The sequence below is a fragment of the Streptomyces sp. NPDC045968 genome, assembly GCF_056430475.1.
Map to the genome: position 1 here is coordinate 87,610 of NZ_JBWKLF010000007.1, position 18,018 is coordinate 105,627.

At 70.2% G+C, this 18,018-nt stretch carries 16 protein-coding genes; 1 reads left to right on the forward strand and 15 read right to left on the reverse strand.

The genetic code is table 11. The features are described from left to right. Nucleotides 1–45: 45 nt before the first annotated feature. The 6 genes from carB to pyrR form a co-directional block, all read right to left on the reverse strand. Nucleotides 46–3,354, reverse strand: a complete 3,309-nt coding sequence (gene carB, locus AC07FA_RS20910; protein WP_479077337.1) for a carbamoyl-phosphate synthase large subunit — start codon at nt 3,352–3,354, stop codon at nt 46–48. Continuing rightward, nucleotides 3,347–4,483 carry a glutamine-hydrolyzing carbamoyl-phosphate synthase small subunit gene (gene carA, locus AC07FA_RS20915; RefSeq protein WP_479077338.1) on the reverse strand — a complete coding sequence of 379 codons (1,137 nt, stop codon included), beginning with the start codon at nt 4,481–4,483 and terminating at the stop codon, nt 3,347–3,349. The genes carB and carA overlap by 8 nt, the downstream gene beginning before the upstream one ends. Then, nucleotides 4,480–5,058 carry a PH-like domain-containing protein gene (locus AC07FA_RS20920; protein WP_479077340.1) on the reverse strand — a complete coding sequence of 193 codons (579 nt, stop codon included), beginning with the start codon at nt 5,056–5,058 and terminating at the stop codon, nt 4,480–4,482. The genes carA and AC07FA_RS20920 overlap by 4 nt, the downstream gene beginning before the upstream one ends. Next, on the reverse strand, nt 5,055–6,341 hold the full coding sequence (locus AC07FA_RS20925) for a dihydroorotase (protein ID WP_479077341.1): 1,287 nt from the start codon (nt 6,339–6,341) through the stop codon (nt 5,055–5,057). The genes AC07FA_RS20920 and AC07FA_RS20925 overlap by 4 nt, the downstream gene beginning before the upstream one ends. 2 nt (nt 6,342–6,343) lie before the next feature. Next, entirely contained in the window at nt 6,344–7,336 is a 993-nt protein-coding gene (locus AC07FA_RS20930) for an aspartate carbamoyltransferase catalytic subunit (protein WP_479077343.1), read from the reverse strand. A 91-nt stretch (nt 7,337–7,427) separates the two neighbouring features. Further along, the gene (pyrR, locus tag AC07FA_RS20935; protein WP_479077344.1) at nt 7,428–8,012 is read right to left on the reverse strand and encodes a bifunctional pyr operon transcriptional regulator/uracil phosphoribosyltransferase PyrR; all 585 of its coding nucleotides are present in this window, start codon (nt 8,010–8,012) and stop codon (nt 7,428–7,430) included. A 221-nt stretch (nt 8,013–8,233) separates the two neighbouring features. On the opposite strand from pyrR, the gene bldD reads away from it, so the two are divergent. Further along, nucleotides 8,234–8,734, forward strand: a complete 501-nt coding sequence (gene bldD / locus AC07FA_RS20940) for a transcriptional regulator BldD (protein WP_014157378.1) — start codon at nt 8,234–8,236, stop codon at nt 8,732–8,734. 164 nt (nt 8,735–8,898) lie between these two features. On the opposite strand, the gene nusB is transcribed toward bldD, so the two are convergent. The 9 genes from nusB to mltG form a co-directional block, all read right to left on the reverse strand. Beyond that, a complete protein-coding gene (nusB, locus tag AC07FA_RS20945; protein ID WP_479077345.1) occupies nt 8,899–9,330 on the reverse strand; it encodes a transcription antitermination factor NusB in 432 nt (143 codons plus the stop codon). A gap of 2 nt (nt 9,331–9,332) precedes the next feature. Continuing rightward, the gene (efp, locus tag AC07FA_RS20950; protein WP_031097761.1) at nt 9,333–9,899 is read right to left on the reverse strand and encodes an elongation factor P; all 567 of its coding nucleotides are present in this window, start codon (nt 9,897–9,899) and stop codon (nt 9,333–9,335) included. Between the two features lie 49 nt (nt 9,900–9,948). Further along, nucleotides 9,949–11,055 carry a M24 family metallopeptidase gene (locus AC07FA_RS20955; protein WP_479077346.1) on the reverse strand — a complete coding sequence of 369 codons (1,107 nt, stop codon included), beginning with the start codon at nt 11,053–11,055 and terminating at the stop codon, nt 9,949–9,951. A gap of 60 nt (nt 11,056–11,115) precedes the next feature. Further along, nucleotides 11,116–11,940 carry a Pro-rich N-terminal domain-containing protein gene (locus AC07FA_RS20960; protein WP_479077347.1) on the reverse strand — a complete coding sequence of 275 codons (825 nt, stop codon included), beginning with the start codon at nt 11,938–11,940 and terminating at the stop codon, nt 11,116–11,118. A gap of 127 nt (nt 11,941–12,067) precedes the next feature. Continuing rightward, nucleotides 12,068–12,508, reverse strand: a complete 441-nt coding sequence (gene aroQ / locus AC07FA_RS20965; protein WP_479077349.1) for a type II 3-dehydroquinate dehydratase — start codon at nt 12,506–12,508, stop codon at nt 12,068–12,070. Further along, entirely contained in the window at nt 12,505–14,154 is a 1,650-nt protein-coding gene (gene aroB, locus AC07FA_RS20970; protein WP_479077350.1) for a 3-dehydroquinate synthase, read from the reverse strand. Before aroB ends, aroQ begins: the two co-directional genes overlap by 4 nt. Beyond that, entirely contained in the window at nt 14,151–15,335 is a 1,185-nt protein-coding gene (aroC, locus tag AC07FA_RS20975; protein ID WP_479077352.1) for a chorismate synthase, read from the reverse strand. The genes aroB and aroC overlap by 4 nt, the downstream gene beginning before the upstream one ends. A gap of 147 nt (nt 15,336–15,482) precedes the next feature. Further along, entirely contained in the window at nt 15,483–16,310 is an 828-nt protein-coding gene (locus AC07FA_RS20980) for a shikimate dehydrogenase (RefSeq protein ID WP_479077354.1), read from the reverse strand. Beyond that, nucleotides 16,307–18,001, reverse strand: coding sequence for an endolytic transglycosylase MltG (gene mltG / locus AC07FA_RS20985; protein WP_479077355.1), 1,695 nt, complete (start codon nt 17,999–18,001; stop codon nt 16,307–16,309). Before mltG ends, AC07FA_RS20980 begins: the two co-directional genes overlap by 4 nt. Nucleotides 18,002–18,018 lie beyond the last annotated feature (17 nt).

The following is an 18,018-nucleotide window of genomic DNA, read 5'->3' on the forward strand; positions in this document are numbered from 1 at the left end:
CATGAAGAGGGGGACACCGTTTCCGGTGTCCCCCTGCTGGGCTTCCTAGTCGCGGGCCGCGGTCAGATGTTCCGCGTGTTCCTGGAGGGAACGTACGCCGACGTCACCGTGGTTGAGCGCGTCGATGCCCTGGACGGCGGCGGCGAGCGCCTGCACCGTCGTCAGGCAGGGCACGGACCTGGCCACCGCGGCGGTGCGGATCTCGTAGCCGTCGAGGCGGCCGCCGGTCCCGTACGGCGTGTTGACGATGAGGTCGACCTCGCCGTCGTGGATGAGCTGGACGATGGTCCGCTCGCCGTCGGGGCCCTCGCCCTCGGACTGCTTGCGCACGACCGTGGCGTTGATGCCGTTGCGCTTGAGCACCTCGGCCGTACCGGACGTGGCCAGCAACTCGAAGCCGTGGGCGACCAGTTCGCGGGCCGGGAAGATCATCGAGCGCTTGTCGCGGTTGGCGACGGAGATGAACGCGCGTCCCTCGGTGGGCAGCGGACCGTACGCGCCGGCCTGCGACTTGGCGTACGCCGTGCCGAAGACCGAGTCGATGCCCATGACTTCACCGGTCGAGCGCATCTCCGGACCGAGGACCGTGTCGACGCCGCGGCCGTGGATGTCGCGGAAGCGCGACCACGGCATGACGGCCTCCTTGACGGAGATCGGCGCGTCGAGCGGCAGGGTGCCGCCGTCGCCGGTCTTCGGGAGCAGCCCCTCCGCGCGGAGCTCGGCGATGGTCGCGCCGAGCGAGATCCGCGCGGCGGCCTTGGCGAGCGGGACCGCGGTCGCCTTCGAGGTGAAGGGCACGGTGCGCGAGGCGCGGGGGTTGGCTTCCAGGACGTACAGGATGTCGCCGGAGAGCGCGAACTGAATGTTGATCAGGCCGCGCACGCCGACGCCCTTGGCGATGCCCTCGGTGGAGGCGCGCAGCCGCTTGATGTCGTAGCCGCCGAGGGTGATCGGGGGCAGCGCGCAGGCCGAGTCGCCGGAGTGGATGCCGGCCTCCTCGATGTGCTCCATGACGCCGCCGAGGTAGAGCTCGGTGCCGTCGTAGAGCGCGTCGACGTCGATCTCGATCGCGTCGTCGAGGAAGCGGTCGACCAGGACCGGCCGGGTGGGGCTGATCTCGGTGGACTCCGCGATGTACGAGGACAGGCGCGTCTCGTCGTACACGATCTCCATGCCGCGGCCGCCGAGGACGTACGACGGGCGTACGAGGACGGGGTAGCCGATCTCGTCGGCGATGGCCTTGGCCTCGGAGAAGGTGGTGGCGGTGCCGTGCTTGGGGGCCGGCAGGCCGGCCTCGGCCAGGACCCGGCCGAAGGCGCCGCGGTCCTCGGCGGCGTGGATGGCCTCCGGGGACGTGCCGACGACGGGCACACCGTTGTCCTTGAGCGCCTGCGACAGGCCCAGCGGGGTCTGGCCGCCGAGCTGGACGATGACACCGGCGATCGGGCCAGCGAGGGACTCGGCGTGCACGATCTCCAGCACGTCCTCGAGCGTCAGCGGCTCGAAGTACAGGCGGTCGGAGGTGTCGTAGTCGGTGGAGACGGTCTCCGGGTTGCAGTTGACCATCACGGTCTCGTACCCGGCGTCGCTCAGCGCGAAGGAGGCGTGGACGCAGGAGTAGTCGAACTCGATGCCCTGGCCGATGCGGTTGGGGCCCGAGCCCAGGATGATCACCGCGGGCTTGGTGCGGGGCGCGACCTCGCTCTCCTCGTCGTACGAGGAGTAGAAGTACGGCGTCTTCGCGGCAAACTCGGCGGCGCAGGTGTCGACCGTCTTGTAGACCGGACGGATGCCGAGCGCGTGCCGGACCTCGCGTACGACGTCCTCGCGCAGACCGCGGATCTCGCCGATCTGGGCGTCGGAGAAGCCGTGCCGCTTCGCCTCGGCGATCAGGTCGGCGTCCAGGCGCTCGGCGCCCGCCAGCTCGTCCGCGATCTCCTTGATCAGGAAGAGCTGGTCGACGAACCAGGGGTCGATCTTCGTGGCGTCGAAGACCTCTTCCTGGGTGGCACCGGCGCGGATCGCCTGCATGACGGTGTTGATCCGGCCATCGGTCGGGCGGACGGCCTCGGCCAGCAGCTCGGCCTTGTCGCCGGGCTCGCCGACGAAGGTGAACTGCGAGCCCTTCTTCTCCAGGGAGCGCAGTGCCTTCTGCAGCGCCTCGGTGAAGTTCCGGCCGATGGCCATGGCCTCGCCCACCGACTTCATGGTGGTGGTGAGGGTGGAGTCGGCGGAGGGGAACTTCTCGAAGGCGAAGCGCGGGGCCTTGACGACGACGTAGTCGAGCGTCGGCTCGAAGGAGGCCGGGGTCTTCTCAGTGATGTCGTTGGGGATCTCGTCGAGCGTGTAGCCGACGGCCAGCTTCGCGGCGATCTTGGCGATCGGGAAGCCGGTGGCCTTCGACGCGAGCGCCGAGGAGCGGGAGACCCGGGGGTTCATCTCGATCACGATGACACGGCCGTCGACCGGGTCGATGGCGAACTGGATGTTGCAGCCACCGGTGTCGACGCCGACCTCGCGGATGATCGCGATGCCGATGTCACGGAGGCGCTGGTACTCACGGTCGGTGAGCGTCATCGACGGGGCGACGGTGATCGAGTCACCGGTGTGGACACCCATCGGGTCGAAGTTCTCGATGGAGCAGACGACCACGACGTTGTCGTTCTTGTCGCGCATCAGCTCCAGCTCGTACTCCTTCCAGCCGAGGATGGACTCCTCCAGGAGCACCTCGGTGGTCGGGGAGAGCGTGAGGCCCTGTCCGGCGATCCGGCGCAGCTCCTCCTCGTCGTGGGCGAAGCCGGAGCCGGCGCCGCCCATGGTGAAGGAGGGGCGGACGACGACGGGGTAACCGCCGAGGGTGTCGACGCCCTTGATGATGTCGTCCATGGAGTGGCAGATGACCGAGCGGGCGGACTCGCCGTAACCGATCTTCGCCTTGACGGCCTCGACGACGCCCTTGAAGAGGTCGCGGTCCTCGCCCTTGTTGATGGCCTCGACGTTGGCGCCGATCAGCTCGACGCCGTACTTCTCCAGGACACCGTTCTCGTGCATGGAGATCGCGGTGTTGAGCGCGGTCTGGCCGCCCAGCGTCGGGAGCAGCGCGTCCGGGCGCTCCTTGGCGATGATCTTCTCGACGAACTCGGGGGTGATCGGCTCGACGTACGTGGCGTCGGCGATCTCCGGGTCGGTCATGATCGTCGCCGGGTTGGAGTTCACCAGGATGACGCGCAGGCCCTCGGCCTTGAGGACCCGGCAGGCCTGGGTGCCGGAGTAGTCGAACTCGGCGGCCTGACCGATGACGATCGGGCCGGAGCCGATGACCAGGACGGACTGGATATCGGAGCGCTTAGGCACGCTGGCCCTCCATCAGGGAAACGAAGCGGTCGAAGAGGTACGCGGCGTCGTGCGGGCCGGCAGCAGCTTCGGGGTGGTACTGGACGCTGAACGCGGGCTGGTCGAGGAGCTGAAGGCCCTCGACGACCTGGTCGTTCAGGCAGACGTGGGAGACCTCGGCGCGGCCGAACGGCGTCTCGGAGACCTTGTCCAGCGGCGCGTCGACGGCGAAGCCGTGGTTGTGCGCGGTGACCTCGACCTTGCCGGTCGTGCGGTCCTGGACGGGCTGGTTGATGCCGCGGTGGCCGTACTTCAGCTTGTACGTGCCGAAGCCGAGGGCGCGGCCCAGGATCTGGTTGCCGAAGCAGATGCCGAACAGGGGGGTCTTCCGCGCCAGGACGGCCCGCACGACGGTGAGGTCGACGGTGGAGGGGTCGCCGGGTCCGTTGGACAGGAAGAACCCGTCGGGGTTCACGGCGTAGACGTCCTCGACGGTCGCCGTCGCGGGCAGCACGTGCACCTCGATGCCGCGCTCGGCCATCCGGTGCGGCGTCATGCCCTTGATACCCAGGTCCAGGGCGGCGACGGTGAACTTCTTGGTCCCGATCGCGGGAACGACGTACGCCTCGGTGGTGGTCACCTCGTCCGACAGGCTCGCGCCCGTCATCTCGGGGGCCTCCTTGACGCGGGCGAGCAGCGTGGCGTCGTCGGCGATCGTCTCGCCGGAGAAGATGCCGACGCGCATCGCGCCGCGCTCGCGCAGGTGGCGGGTGAGCGCGCGGGTGTCGATGCCGCTGATGCCGACGACGCCCTGGCGTTCCAGCTCCTCGTCGAGCGTGCGCCGGGAGCGCCAGTTGGAGGGCACCCGGGCGGGGTCGCGTACGACGTAACCGGCGACCCAGATCTGCTTCGACTCGGCGTCCTCGTCGTTCACACCGGTGTTGCCGACGTGCGGGGCCGTCATCACGACGACCTGCTTGTGGTACGAGGGGTCGGTCAGCGTCTCCTGGTAACCGCTCATGCCCGTGTTGAAGACCGCCTCGCCGAAGGTCTCCCCCACGGCCCCGTAGGCGCGGCCGCGGAAGGCGCGGCCGTCCTCCAGGACGAGTACGGCGGGAGCTTTGGCGGCTCCCCGGGTGGAGATCGTCATCGTGCGGTGCCTTCCGTAGTGCGGTTCAGGTGGTTGATGGCGTCGACCCAGGCCCGGTGTTCGGCCGCGTGGTCGGAGCGGAAGCCGGAGTCGATCAGCTGGTCGCCGTGCGCCCAGGTGATGACGAGCAGGCCGCCCTCGGGGAGGACCTTGCCGGCGAGCGCCTTGTCGAGCCGGGCCTCGCGCAGTGCGGCGGCCGGTACGAAGAAGTCCGCCGCTCCGGGACGTACGACGTCGAGTCCCTGTTCGCCGAGCGTGAGCTCGACGCGGCTGCGGGTTCCGAGACCGTGGGCGACGATCCGGTCGAGCCACTGCCCGGCGGTCGTCGAGGCGTGGTAGCGGCCGGAGAGCGTGAGCAGCTTCTCGCCGTCCGCGAATCCCGCGGGCGTGGCGGGCAGCTCGGGCAGGCCGGACTGGAGCTGTCCTCGCCACTTCCATCCCTGGCGCATCAGCCAGTAGACGAGGGCGATGAAGACGGCCAGTCCGACGACCCAGCTGATCCGGGCGGACCAGTCGGTCACTTCGGCCGACTTCTGATCGGCGGCCAGCAGGTGCAGGGGGGTCAGTGTTGTCACGCGAGCTTCCCGTCGACGACCGTGGCACGGCCCCGCAGGAAGGTGTGGGTGACTCGGCCCGGCAGCTCGCGACCCTCGTACGGAGTGTTGCGGCTGCGGGACGCGAAGCCCGCGGGGTCCACGACTCCACGGTATGACGGATCGACCAGGGTCAGGTTGGCGGGCTCGCCTGCCGAGACGGGACGGCCGTGGCCTTCGAGCCTGCCGATGGCCGCGGGGCGGAACGACATGCGGTCGGCTACACCCGCCCAGTCGATGAGGCCGGTGTCGACCATCGTCTCCTGGACGACGGAGAGCGCGGTCTCCAGGCCCACCATGCCCATGGCGGCCGCGGCCCACTCGCAGTCCTTGTCCTCGTGCGGGTGCGGGGCGTGGTCGGTGGCGACGCAGTCGATGGTGCCGTCGGCCAGCGCCTCGCGCAGGGCCATCACGTCGGCCTCGGTGCGCAGCGGCGGGTTCACCTTGTAGACCGGGTCGTACGACCGTACGAGCTCGTCGGTGAGGAGCAGGTGGTGCGGGGTGACCTCGGCGGTGACGTTCCAGCCCTTGGACTTCGCCCAGCGGACGATCTCGACGGAGCCGGCGGTCGACAGGTGGCAGATGTGCACCCGGGAGCCGACGTGGGCGGCGAGGAGCACATCGCGGGCGATGATCGACTCCTCGGCGACGGCGGGCCAGCCGCCGAGACCCAGTTCGGCGGAGACGATGCCCTCGTTCATCTGGGCGCCCTCGGTGAGGCGGGGCTCCTGGGCGTGCTGGGCCACGACGCCGTCGAACGCCTTCACGTACTCCAGCGCGCGCCGCATGATCACGGCGTCGTCGACGCACTTGCCGTCGTCGGAGAAGACCTTCACTCCGGCGGCGGAGTCGTGCATGGCGCCGAGCTCGGCGAGCTGCTTGCCCTCCAGGCCGACGGTGACGGCGCCGATGGGCTGCACGTCGCAGTAGCCGGACTCCTTGCCGAGCCGCCAGACCTGCTCGACGACGCCCGCGGTGTCGGCGACCGGGAAGGTGTTGGCCATGGCGTGCACGGCGGTGAAGCCGCCGACCGCCGCGGCCTTGGTGCCGGTGAGGACGGTCTCGGAGTCCTCGCGGCCGGGCTCGCGCAGATGCGTGTGCAGGTCGACCAGGCCGGGCAGCAGGATGCGGCCAGCCGCCTCGACGACGGTGGCGTCACCGGCCTCGATGTCCGTGCCGACCCGCTCGATGGTCTCTCCGTCGATCAGGACGTCCTGCGGCTCGCCACCGAGGATCTTCGCGCCGCGAATCAGGATCTTGCTCATGGTTACTTGTTCTCCTCGGGACGGGCGGCGGGTGACGTGTGGGCGGTGGCGGACTCGTTGCCGCCGAGCAGCAGGTAGAGCACGGCCATACGGATGGAGACGCCGTTGGCGACCTGCTCGACGACCGTGCAGCGGTCGGAGTCGGCCACGTCGGCGGTGATCTCCATGCCACGGACCATCGGGCCGGGGTGCATCACGATGGCGTGCCCGGGCATCCTGGCCATGCGCGAGCCGTCCAGGCCGTAGCGGCGGGAGTACTCGCGCTCGGTCGGGAAGTAGGCGGCGTTCATCCGTTCGCGCTGCACACGAAGCATCATCACCGCGTCCGACTCCGGCAGCACCTCGTCGAGGCTGTAGCTGACGTCGCACGGCCACTGCTCGACGCCTACGGGCACGAGGGTCGGCGGGGCGACGAGCGTGACGTGCGCCCCGAGGGTGGTCAGCAGGTGGACGTTGGAACGGGCCACCCGGCTGTGCAGGATGTCGCCGACGATCGTGATGCGGCGGCCTTCGAGGTCCTTGCCGAGACCTGCGTCGGCCCCGACCAGCCTGCGGCGCATCGTGAAGGCGTCCAGCAGGGCCTGGGTGGGGTGTTCGTGGGTGCCGTCACCCGCGTTGACGACCGCGCCGTCGATCCAGCCCGAGGTGGCCAGCCGGTACGGGGCGCCCGATGCGCCGTGCCGGATGACGACGGCGTCCGCGCCCATCGCCTCCAGGGTCAGGGCGGTGTCCTTGAGCGACTCGCCCTTGGAGACGGACGAGCCCTTCGCGGAGAAGTTGATGACATCGGCGGAGAGGCGCTTGGCGGCGGCCTCGAAGGAGATGCGGGTACGCGTCGAGTCCTCGAAGAAGAGGTTGACGACGGTACGTCCGCGCAGGGTGGGGAGCTTCTTGATCGGCCGGTCCGCGACGCGGGCCATTTCCTCGGCTGTGTCGAGGATCTGGACGGCGTCGTCGCGGGTGAGGTCGGCGGCCGAGATGAGGTGTCGCTTCATCTGGGGGTTCTCCGGGGTTGCTGAAGGATTCAGGCACGCGGGCGTGCGGAAGCTGCTGTACGGCCTGACTGGCGGCGTACGGGCCGGGCAGCTACTGCTCGACCGCCGGGGCCGTCTGCTGGACGCCGAGCAGCACGGCGTCGCGGCCGTCCTCCTCGGCGAGCTGGACCTTGACCGTCTCCCGCAGCGACGTGGGGAGGTTCTTGCCGACGTAATCCGCCCTGATCGGGAGTTCCCGGTGACCGCGGTCGACGAGGACCGCGAGCTGCACGGCGCGGGGGCGGCCGATGTCGCCGAGCGCGTCGAGTGCGGCGCGGATCGTGCGGCCGGAGAAGAGCACGTCGTCGACCAGGACGACCAGCCGGCCCTCGATGCCCTCACCGGGGATCTCCGTGCGGGCCAGAGCACGCGCGGGGCGCATCCTCAGGTCGTCGCGGTACATCGTGATGTCGAGCGATCCGACCGGCATCTTTCGGCCGGTGATCGCTTCGAGCTTGTCGGCGAGCCGACGGGCGAGGAAAACACCTCGCGTCGGGATGCCGAGCAGCACCACGTCGTCGGCGCCCTTGGCGCGTTCGACGATCTCGTGGGCGATTCGGGTCAGTGCCCGGGCGATGTCGGGAGCCTCGAGAACGGGGCGCGCCGCATTGCCGATGTCGTCATGCTGTGTGTCCATAAGAAACGGACCTCCTTCTCCGCCTCACTGGACGGACGTTAAAGGACGTCGAAATTGCGTCATCAACGTTACCAGGGCTTGCGCACGCCGCTGGTCACACCCCCTGGAGGTACCGGTCCGGACCATTCAGCTTGACGCATCCAAGTAACGCTGCGTAACCTCACAGTGAGTTACCAGCCACGCGGCTGAGCCGCACACTGTTCCAGCGTCCGGGGAGCCTTATGTCCAGCGAATACGCAAAGCAGCTCGGGGCCAAGCTCCGCGCCATCCGCACCCAGCAGGGCCTCTCCCTCCATGGCGTGGAAGAGAAGTCCCAGGGCCGCTGGAAGGCCGTCGTGGTCGGTTCGTACGAGCGTGGCGACCGCGCCGTGACCGTTCAGCGCCTCGCCGAGCTGGCCGACTTCTACGGCGTCCCGGTGCAGGAGCTGCTGCCCGGCACGACGCCGGGCGGTGCCGCCGAGCCGCCGCCGAAGCTCGTCCTGGACCTGGAGCGCCTCGCCCACGTCCCGCCGGAGAAGGCCGGACCGCTGCAGCGCTACGCCGCGACGATCCAGAGCCAGCGCGGTGACTACAACGGCAAGGTGCTGTCGATCCGCCAGGACGACCTGCGCACGCTGGCCGTGATCTACGACCAGTCGCCGTCCGTGCTGACGGAGCAGCTGATCAGCTGGGGCGTCCTGGACGCGGACGCGCGCCGCGCGGTCGCCCACGACGAGGGCTGACCCCTCCACAGCAGAAACGTACCGCCGGGTGGGCGGGGGCCTCAGCCCCCGCCCACCCGGCGTTTCCGTGTCCCGGGGAGCCGGGGAGTCCCTCTCCCCCTGAACAACGCCGAAGGGCCCACGGTCAGCGACCGTGGGCCCTTCGTGGCGAACGCCGTCGAGGGCTACTGCTCCCGGCGGAGGTTCGGCTTGAGGTCCTTGAAGCGGGCCAGCAGCCCGTTCACGAACGACGGGGAGTCATCGGTGGAGAACTCCTTGGCGAGCTGGACCGCCTCGTCGATCGCGACGGCGTCCGGCGTCTCGTCCATCCAGATCAGCTCGTACGCACCGAGCCGCAGGATGTTCCGGTCGACGACCGGCATACGGTCGATCTCCCAGTCCACGGCGTAGGTGACGATGAGGTCGTCGATGCGGTCCGCGTACTGCGCGTACCCCTCGACGAGCTCCATCGTGAATTCGCCGACCGGCGGCTGTCGGTCGTCGGTCCGCGAAAGCCGCACCCAGTCCGCGAGGACCGTCTGCACGGACTCACCGCGCTGGTCGGCCTCGAAGAGGATCTGGAAGGCGCGCTTGCGGGCCTTGTTCCGGGCAGCCACGGTTAGCTGTTCACCCGGCCGAGGTAGTCGCCCGTACGGGTGTCGACCTTGATCTTCTCGCCGGTGGTGATGAAGAGCGGGACACCGATCTCGTAACCGGTCTCCAGGGTGGCGGGCTTGCTGCCACCGGTGGAGCGGTCGCCCTGGACACCCGGGTCGGTGTGCTGGATGGTCAGCTCGACGGCCGCGGGCAGCTCGACGTAGAGCACCTCGCCCTCGTGCTGGGCCACGGAGGCGGTGAAGCCCTCGATCAGGAAGTTGGCGGCGTCGCCGACAGCCTTGCGGTCGACCATCAGCTGGTCGTACGTGTTCATGTCCATGAAGACGAAGTACTCGCCGTCCATGTACGAGAACTGCATGTCGCGGCGGTCAATGGTGGCCGTCTCGACCTTCACGCCGGCGTTGAACGTCTTGTCGACGACCTTGCCGGAGAGCACGTTCTTGAGCTTGGTGCGCACGAAGGCCGGGCCCTTGCCGGGCTTGACGTGCTGGAACTCGACGACGGACCAGAGCTGGCCCCCGTCGAGCTTGAGCACCAGGCCGTTCTTGAGGTCGTTCGTGGAAGCCACGGTTGCGGAATCTCCTGGACTGAAGCTGGTGGACGACCGAGGATGCGCGCTAGAGCGCGAGCAGCTCCTTGGTCGTAATGGTGAGTAGCTCGGGTCCGCCGTCCGCCTCTGGGCGCACGACGAGCGTGTCATCGATCCGGACACCGCCCCGGCCCGGGAGGTGGACCCCCGGTTCGACGGTGACCGGCACACAAGCGTCCAGTTTACCCATGGCTGTCGGTGCCAACTGCGGGTCCTCGTCGATTTCGAGCCCGACCCCGTGCCCGGTCCAGGGCGCGAGGCCCTCTCCATAGCCCGCGGAGTCCAGCAGATGGCGGGCCGCGTGGTCCACGTCGCGGTAGGCGGCGCCGGGCAGAAGTGCCTCCCGTCCAGCCCGCTGAGCGGCGAAAACAAGGTCGTAGAGCTCGATCTGCCAGTCCGCTGGAGTCGTCCCGATCACAAACGTGCGGCCGATCTCGCACCGGTAACCGCGATAGTTCGCGCCGAGGCAGACCGAGAGGAAATCACCTTCCTCCACACGTCGGTCCGAGGGCCTGTGACGGCCCTGGCCCGAATTGGGTCCCGTGGCGACGGAGGTCGCGAAGGCGGGGCCGTCGGCGCCGTGGTCCACCAGCCGGCGCTCCAGTTCCAGGGCCAGATGACGTTCGGTACGGCCCACCAGGATCGATTCGAGAAGCTCGCCGAGGGCCTGGTCGGTGATCTCGGCGGCGATCCGCAGACAGGCGATCTCCTCCTCGTCCTTGACGACCCGCAGTTGTTCCACGGCGGACCCGAGGTCGGCGAGACGCAACCGGGGTGCGACCGCGCCCATGGCGCGGTGACGTGCGACCGTCAGGTCGTGTTCCTCGACCGCGAGCGAATCCGCGTCCAGGGAGACGGCCAGACCGGCTGCGGCGACCACGGGGTCGCCGTCGGGCACCGGAAGCACGCTGTGGCGCAGCGCCTCGTCGGGGCGGCCCTCGGTGGGATCACCGGTGGGGGCACGTGGGCAGAGCAGGACGTCCTCGGCGGGCCCGAGCAGCAGGACGGCCCCCAGGGGGGCTCCACCCGCGAGATAGCGGACGTTGGCGGGGCGGGAGACCAGGGCGGCCGCGGACCCCGCGGCGGCGCACCGGTCGCGGAGCAGGCCACGGCGGACGGCGTACACCTCTGACATGTTCCGAGCCTACGAGCGGGGGCTGCGGACCGCCCGGCCAGCGCATCCGACCGGGGATGGTTACCAGGTCGGAGGGCTGGCTATGGAGCGGGCGAGGACGTCGTCCAGGACCCGGGCCGTCGTCTCCACGTCGTAGGCGGAGTTGTCGATGATGGGCAGCCCGGAGCCGTACCAGCCGGCCATCCGTCCGTGGATACGGGCCACTTCCTCGTCGGACAGCCGCCGGTTCCCGCTGCGCGCCGCGTTGCGCTCCAGGACGACCTCCAGGCCGGGCAGGAGGACGACGGGCAGGAGCCCGGGACCGACGTGGCGTTTCCACCCGCCGAGGCCGACGACGGGCCGGTCGGGGAACACGGCGTCGTCGAGGATGCAGGAGATGCCGTTGGCCAGGAAGTTACGGGCGGCGAAGCCGCAGGTGCGCCGGGCCAGGCGGTACTGGGCCTCGGAGTGGTCGTTCCACCCGGCCTGCGGGTCGGCGAAGCCGGCGCAGACCCATTCACGGACGTCGTCCAGGGAGACGTGGGCGGTGGGGACGCGGCGACGGGCGGCCCAGAGCCTGGCCACGGTGGTCTTCCCGGCGCCTGCCGGGCCGATCAGGAGCACGGCGAGGGTCGCCGTGCCGGTGCCGGGCTCGGCGGGCGGCGCGGGCAGCGGCACGGGGCCGCCGGGCGGCAGTTGTACGTGCCCGGTGGTCTCGCGGGAGGGCGGCACGGGGGCGTGCCGGGGCGCGGGGCCGGTCCAGCCCTGGCCGGGGGGCGGCGGCGGTATCGGCGGCGGCCCGGGGTGGCCTGGATGGCCGGGGTGCTGGGCCTGGTGCGTCCAGCCGGCAGGCCCGTTTCCGGGGCCTTGGGGCGGCGGCAGCGGGGCCCCCACTGCGTGCTGCATCCGGTGCCACTCCGTCTCGTACAGGCAACTGGCGCTGGTGGAACGGCAACCGTACCGTCCCCGGCCGCCGCGAAGTGAACGGCCGGGGACGGCCCGGAGTGCCCGGTCGGCCGATATGGCCGACGGATCAGGCGTCGAGTTCGTCGGCCAGGGCCCGCAGGGCGAGGCGGTAGGAGCCGATGCCGAATCCGGCCACGGTCCCCGTGGCCACGGGCGCGACCACGGAATTGTGGCGGAATTCCTCCCGTGCGTACGGATTCGAGATGTGCACCTCGATCAGCGGGGCGGTCCGCTGGGCCGCCGCGTCCCGCATTCCGTACGAGTAGTGGGTGAACGCACCCGGGTTGAGAACGACCGGAATTGAACCGTCCGCCGCGTCGTGGAGCCAGCGGATCATCTGGCCCTCGTCGTTGGTCTCGCGTACGTCGACGTCGAAGCCGAGCTGCTTGCCGAGCGTCTGGCAGGTTTCGACGAGCCCGGCGTAGGAGGTGGCGCCGTACACATCGGGTTCGCGGGAGCCGAGGCGCCCGAGGTTCGGTCCGTTGAGCACGAGGACCCTGCGGGTCACGCGGAGACCTCCCCGTAGGCGGCGAGCAGGATGGCGGGGTCGGGGCCTTCGAGGACCGCGGGCTTGCCCAGGGCGTCGAGGACGACGAAGCGCAGGAGGTCGCCGCGGGACTTCTTGTCGACCTTCATGTTCTCCAGCAGCTTGGGCCACTGGTCGCCGCGGTAGGTGAGCGGCAGTCCGACGGACTCCAGGATCGTGCGGTGCCGGTCGGCGGTGGCGTCGTCGAGCCGGCCGGCGAGCCGGCCCAGCTCGGCGGCGAAGACCAAGCCGACCGAGACGGCAGCGCCGTGGCGCCACTTGTAGCGCTCGTTCTTCTCGATGGCGTGCGCGAGGGTGTGCCCGTAGTTGAGGATCTCCCGGGGGCCGGACTCCTTCAGGTCGCTGGAGACGACCTCCGCCTTGACCCGGATGGACCGCTCGATCAGCTCGGCGGTGTGCGGTCCGGCGGGCGTACGGGCGCCTTCGGGGTCGGCCTCGACCAGGTCCAGGATGGCCGGGTCGGCGATGAAGCCGGCCTTGATGATCTCGGCCATGCCGGACACGTAGTCGTGGACCGGCAGCGAGTCGAGGGCCGCGAGGTCGCAGAGGACCCCGGCGGGCGGGTGGAACGCGCCGACGAGGTTCTTGCCCTCGGCCGTGTTGATGCCGGTCTTGCCGCCCACCGCGGCGTCGACCATGCCGAGCACGGTGGTGGGTACGGCGATCCAGCGGACGCCGCGCAGCCAGCTGGCGGCGACGAATCCCGCCACATCGGTGGTGGCGCCGCCGCCGATGCCGACGATGACATCGGTGCGGGTGAAGCCGGTCTGGCCGAGCGCCTTCCAGCAGTACGCCGCGACCTCGACGGTCTTGGCCTCCTCGGCGTTCGGCAGCTGGATGGCGATGGCCTCGTACCCCTGGGAGGCGAGGTCCTCACGGACCGCCTCACCGGTCTCGGCGAGTGCCTCGGGGTGCAGGACGGCGACCCGCTTCGCGCGGTCGCCGATGAGGGTGGGCAGCTCGCCGAGCAGCTGGCGGCCGACCAGCACCTCGTACGGGTCGGTGCCCGCGGTGCCCGCGACCTGGATGCGAGTGGGTGCCTGCTCCGTCATGGGTGTGTTCTCCCGGCCGTGCGGTACGGGGCCACTGCCCGTCCGCTCCGGCAGTTCCAGTGCGTCGAGGATCGCCTGCGCGACCTCGTCGGGGGTGCGGTCGTCGGTGGCCACCGTCGTACGGGCCACTTCGGCGTAGAGGTGCCGGCGGGCTTCCATCAGCTCGCGCCACTGCCGGCGCGGATTGACGGCGAGCAGCGGCCTGGCGGTGTTGAGCCCGACCCGCCTGACCGCCTCGTCGACATCCATGGAGAGGTAGACGACGGCGTGGTCCGCGAGCAGCTCGCGGGTCGTCGCGTCGAGGACGGCGCCGCCGCCGAGGGAGAGGACACCCGCGTGTTCGGCGACCGCGGCCCGTACGGCCCGGCGCTCCAGCGCGCGGAACTGCTCCTCGCCCTCGTCGTAGAAGATCTCCGCGATCGGCTTGCCCGCGGTGGCCACGACGTCCGCGTCGGTGTCGCGGTAGGTGGTGCCGAGCCGTTCGGCGAGCAGCTCACCGACCGTGGACTTGCCGACGCCCATGGGGCCGACGAGGACGACCAGGGGGCCACTCATCGGATCTGCAGGTGGTCGAGGTACGACTGCACGTTGCGGTGGGTCTCGGGGACGCTGTCGCCGCCGAACTTCTCCGCGACCGCGTCGGCCAGGACCAGGGCGACCATCGCCTCGGCGACGATGCCCGCGGCCGGGACGGCACAGACATCGGAGCGCTGGTGGTGGGCCTTGGCGGGCTCACCCGTCACGACGTCGACGGTGGCGAGAGCGCGGGGCACCGTGGCGATGGGCTTCATGGCGGCCCGGACCCGCAGCAGCTCCCCGGTGGTCAGACCGCCCTCGGTGCCACCGGCGCGCCCGGAGGCGCGCTTGATGCCGTCCTCGGTGACCAGGATCTCGTCGTGCGCCTTGGAGCCGGGCACGCGTGCCAGGTCGAAGCCGTCACCGACCTCGACGCCCTTGATGGCCTGGATTCCCATCAGGGCGGCGGCGAGCCGGGCGTCGAGCCGACGGTCCCAGTGGACGTGCGAACCGAGGCCGACCGGCACTCCGTACGCGAGCACCTCGACGACTCCGCCGAGCGTGTCGCCGTCCTTGTGGGCCTGGTCGATCTCGGCGACCATCGCCTTCGACGCGTCGGCGTCCAGGCAACGTACGGGGTCGGCGTCGAGCTTCTCGACATCGGCCGGCGTCGGGTAGACGCCGTACGGCGCCTTCGCGGCGGCCAGCTCGACGACGTGGCTGACGATCTCGATGCCGGCGGTCTCCTTGAGGTACGACCGGGCGACGGCGCCGAGCGCGACGCGGGCCGCCGTCTCGCGGGCGCTGGCGCGCTCCAGGATCGGCCGGGCCTCGTCGAAGCCGTACTTCTGCATCCCCGCGAGGTCGGCGTGGCCGGGGCGGGGGCGGGTGAGCGGGGCGTTACGGGCCAGCTTGGCCAGCTCGTCGGGGTCCACCGGGTCGGCCGACATGACCTGTTCCCACTTGGGCCACTCGGTGTTGCCGACCATGACGGCGACGGGCGATCCCATGGTGAGACCGTGCCGGACACCGCCCAGGAAGGTGACCTCGTCCTTCTCGAACTTCATCCGGGCACCGCGGCCATAACCGAGCCGCCGCCGGGCGAGCGCGTCCGCCACCATCTCCGTGGTGACCGGGACGCCGGCGGGAAGACCCTCCAGCGTCGCCACGAGTGCGGGGCCGTGCGACTCCCCCGCGGTCAGCCAGCGCAACCTGCTCAACGGTGCTCCTCATGCTCGCGCCTGAAACTGCAACGGCGCGACCGGGTGCGCGGCCCTGGCCCGCCGCCTCCGATCCTCCCACGACCAGGGGTGCGAACCGGCCGCCGGTCCAGCAGACGGACGGCCCGGCCGGTCCGGCCGGGGGCGTCAGCGAGCCGCGAGCGCCTGTTCTCCCGCGTGCCGCATGGCGGCGAGAGGGGCCGGAGCGCGGCCCGTCATCTGCTCGACCTGGAGGACGGCCTGGTGCACGAGAAGGTCGAGACCTCCGATGACTGATCCCTCGCGCGCCGACCAAGCCGTCGCGAGCACGGTCGGCCAGGGCTCGTACAGCACGTCGAACAGCGTGCCGGGAGCCCTTGGCACGTGTGCGGCCAGCGCGTCCGTGGTACCGGCCGGTGTGGTGGCGATGACCAGCGGGGCGTGCAGGGCCTCTTCCCCGTCCGACCAGTCGGCGATCCGTACGTCTACGGCGAGGCGCTCGCCCCAGGCGCGCATCTCGTCGCCCCGTTCCCGGCTGCGTACGTAGGCCGTGACCGGGCCGGTGCAGATCTCGGCGAGCGCGGCGAGCGCGGAGGAGGCGGTGGCCCCGGCGCCGAGGACGGCGGCCGACTCCACCTTCTCCACACCGCGCTCGCGCAGCGCCGCGATCATGCCGGGGATGTCGGTGTTGTCGCCGACGCGCCGGCCGTCCTCGGTGAGGACCACGGTGTTGACCGCCTCGACCGAGAGCGCGATCCCGCTGATCCCGTCGAGCAACGGGATGATCGCGCGCTTGAGCGGCATGGTCAGGGACAGCCCGGCCCAGGAGCGGTCCAGCCCCTCGACGAATGCGGGGAGCGCGGCCTCGTCCACCTCGAAGCGGTCGTACGACCAGTCGTCGAGGCCGAGTTCCGCGTAGGCGGCCCGGTGCAGGACCGGAGAGAGCGAGTGCGCGATGGGCGAACCGAGGACGGCGGCCCTGCGGAACGTGCTCACTGCTTCGCCTTCTCGTCCTCGTACTGCTGCCGGTTCCGCTCGTGCTCCTCGTTCGTCACGGCGAACACCGTCCGGTCTTCGGTGACGGAGACGAAGTAGTACCAGGGTCCGGGCGTCGGATTGATCGCCGAGTGCAGGGCGTCCGCGCCGGGGTTGCTGATGGGACCGGCCGGCAGGCCCTGGATCTTGTACGTGTTGTACGGGTCGTCGATCGTTCGCAGCTTGTCCACGGGACCGAGGTCGAGTGTGCTCTGACCCTTGATGTAGTTCACCGTCGAGTCGAACTCGAGCCTGCCGACCGTCTCGGTGTTGCCGGGCTTGAGACGGTTGTAGACCACTCGCGCGACCTTGTCGAAGTCGTGCTTGTACTTGCCCTCGACCTGCACGAGGCTCGCGACCGTGACAAGTTGCCAGGGGTTCTCGAGCCCCAGTTTCCTGGCGGTCCCCTCGACGTCGGCCTTCTTGTACTCCTCGTCGGCCCTGGCGACCATGCGCCTCAGTGTGTCCTCGGGCTTCGACCCCTTGGAGACCGGATAGGCGGCCGGGTAGAGGAATCCTTCCAGCGGGTCCTTGATCTCCGGATTGTCCTCGGCCCAGTCCGGCAGCCCCAGGCTCTCCGCCTTGGTCTCCGCGATGTCGGCGGTGGTGCCCTTCTTGAGGCCGATCCGCTTGTCGATCATGGCGTAGATCGTGACGTTCCTGGTTCCCTCGGGAATGACGAGGGGGTTCTGGCTCTTCGGGTCCAGCATCAGCTTCACGGCACTGCCGGCCGACATCTCCCCCTTGAGGAGATACACACCAGCCTGAATGGATTTGCCCCGGGGGTTGGCATTCTGTGCGGCGATGAACGCGTCGACGGATTTGACGACGCCCTGCTTCTTCAGAATGTTGGCGATCTCGTTGCCGAGCGCACCCTTCGGGATCTCCACCTCGACCGTGCCGCTGCCGTCGCCCGCGTAGTCGGGCGCCGCGCCGAACTGGTCCTGGTAGTAGGAGTAGCCCAGGTACGTCACTCCCCCGAGGCCCCCTACGAGGATCACGGAGACGACCAGGCAGGCGTAGCCGCTGCGGTTCTTCTTCTTGCCCTTGCCCCGGCGATCGCCGCCGCCGCCGCGCCCGCCACGGCGCGACGCGCGCGTGTCGTCCTCGTACTCGTCGTCGCGGGCGTCACGGCCGACCGGCTCGTCCGAGCCCGTGAAGAAGGGGTGCGTCTCTTCCTGGGGCTCGTCCGGATTCCAGTCCGGCGCCTGCTGCTCGGGTACGGAATCGCGGCGGCCGGGGGGCTGCGGCGGCGGGTACGCCTCGGGCGTGCCGTAGTGGTCGTGCTGTTCGCCGTAGCCGACCGGCTGCTGCCCGTACGGGTCATGCGGCTGACCGCCGTACGGCATGGCGGCCTGCTGGCCCGTGTCCCAGCCGCCGTTGTACTGGGGCTGCTGGGCGTACGGGTCCTGCTGGCCGCCGTACTGCTGTTGTTGCGGGTACTGCTGCTCTTGTTGCGGGTACTGCTGCTCTTGCGGATACGGCTGCTGCGGCTGGTGCTGGGCGTACGGGTCCTGAGGGTAGGACTGCTGCTGGCCGCCGTACTGGCTCTGGCCGTGGGCAGCCTGCTGGCCCTCCCATCCCTGGTCCCCGTACAAGGGGTCTTCGGGATGCCACGGTTCGGAGCCGGGGCCCCGGCCATACTCAGTCATCGATCCCCTAGTGCCGC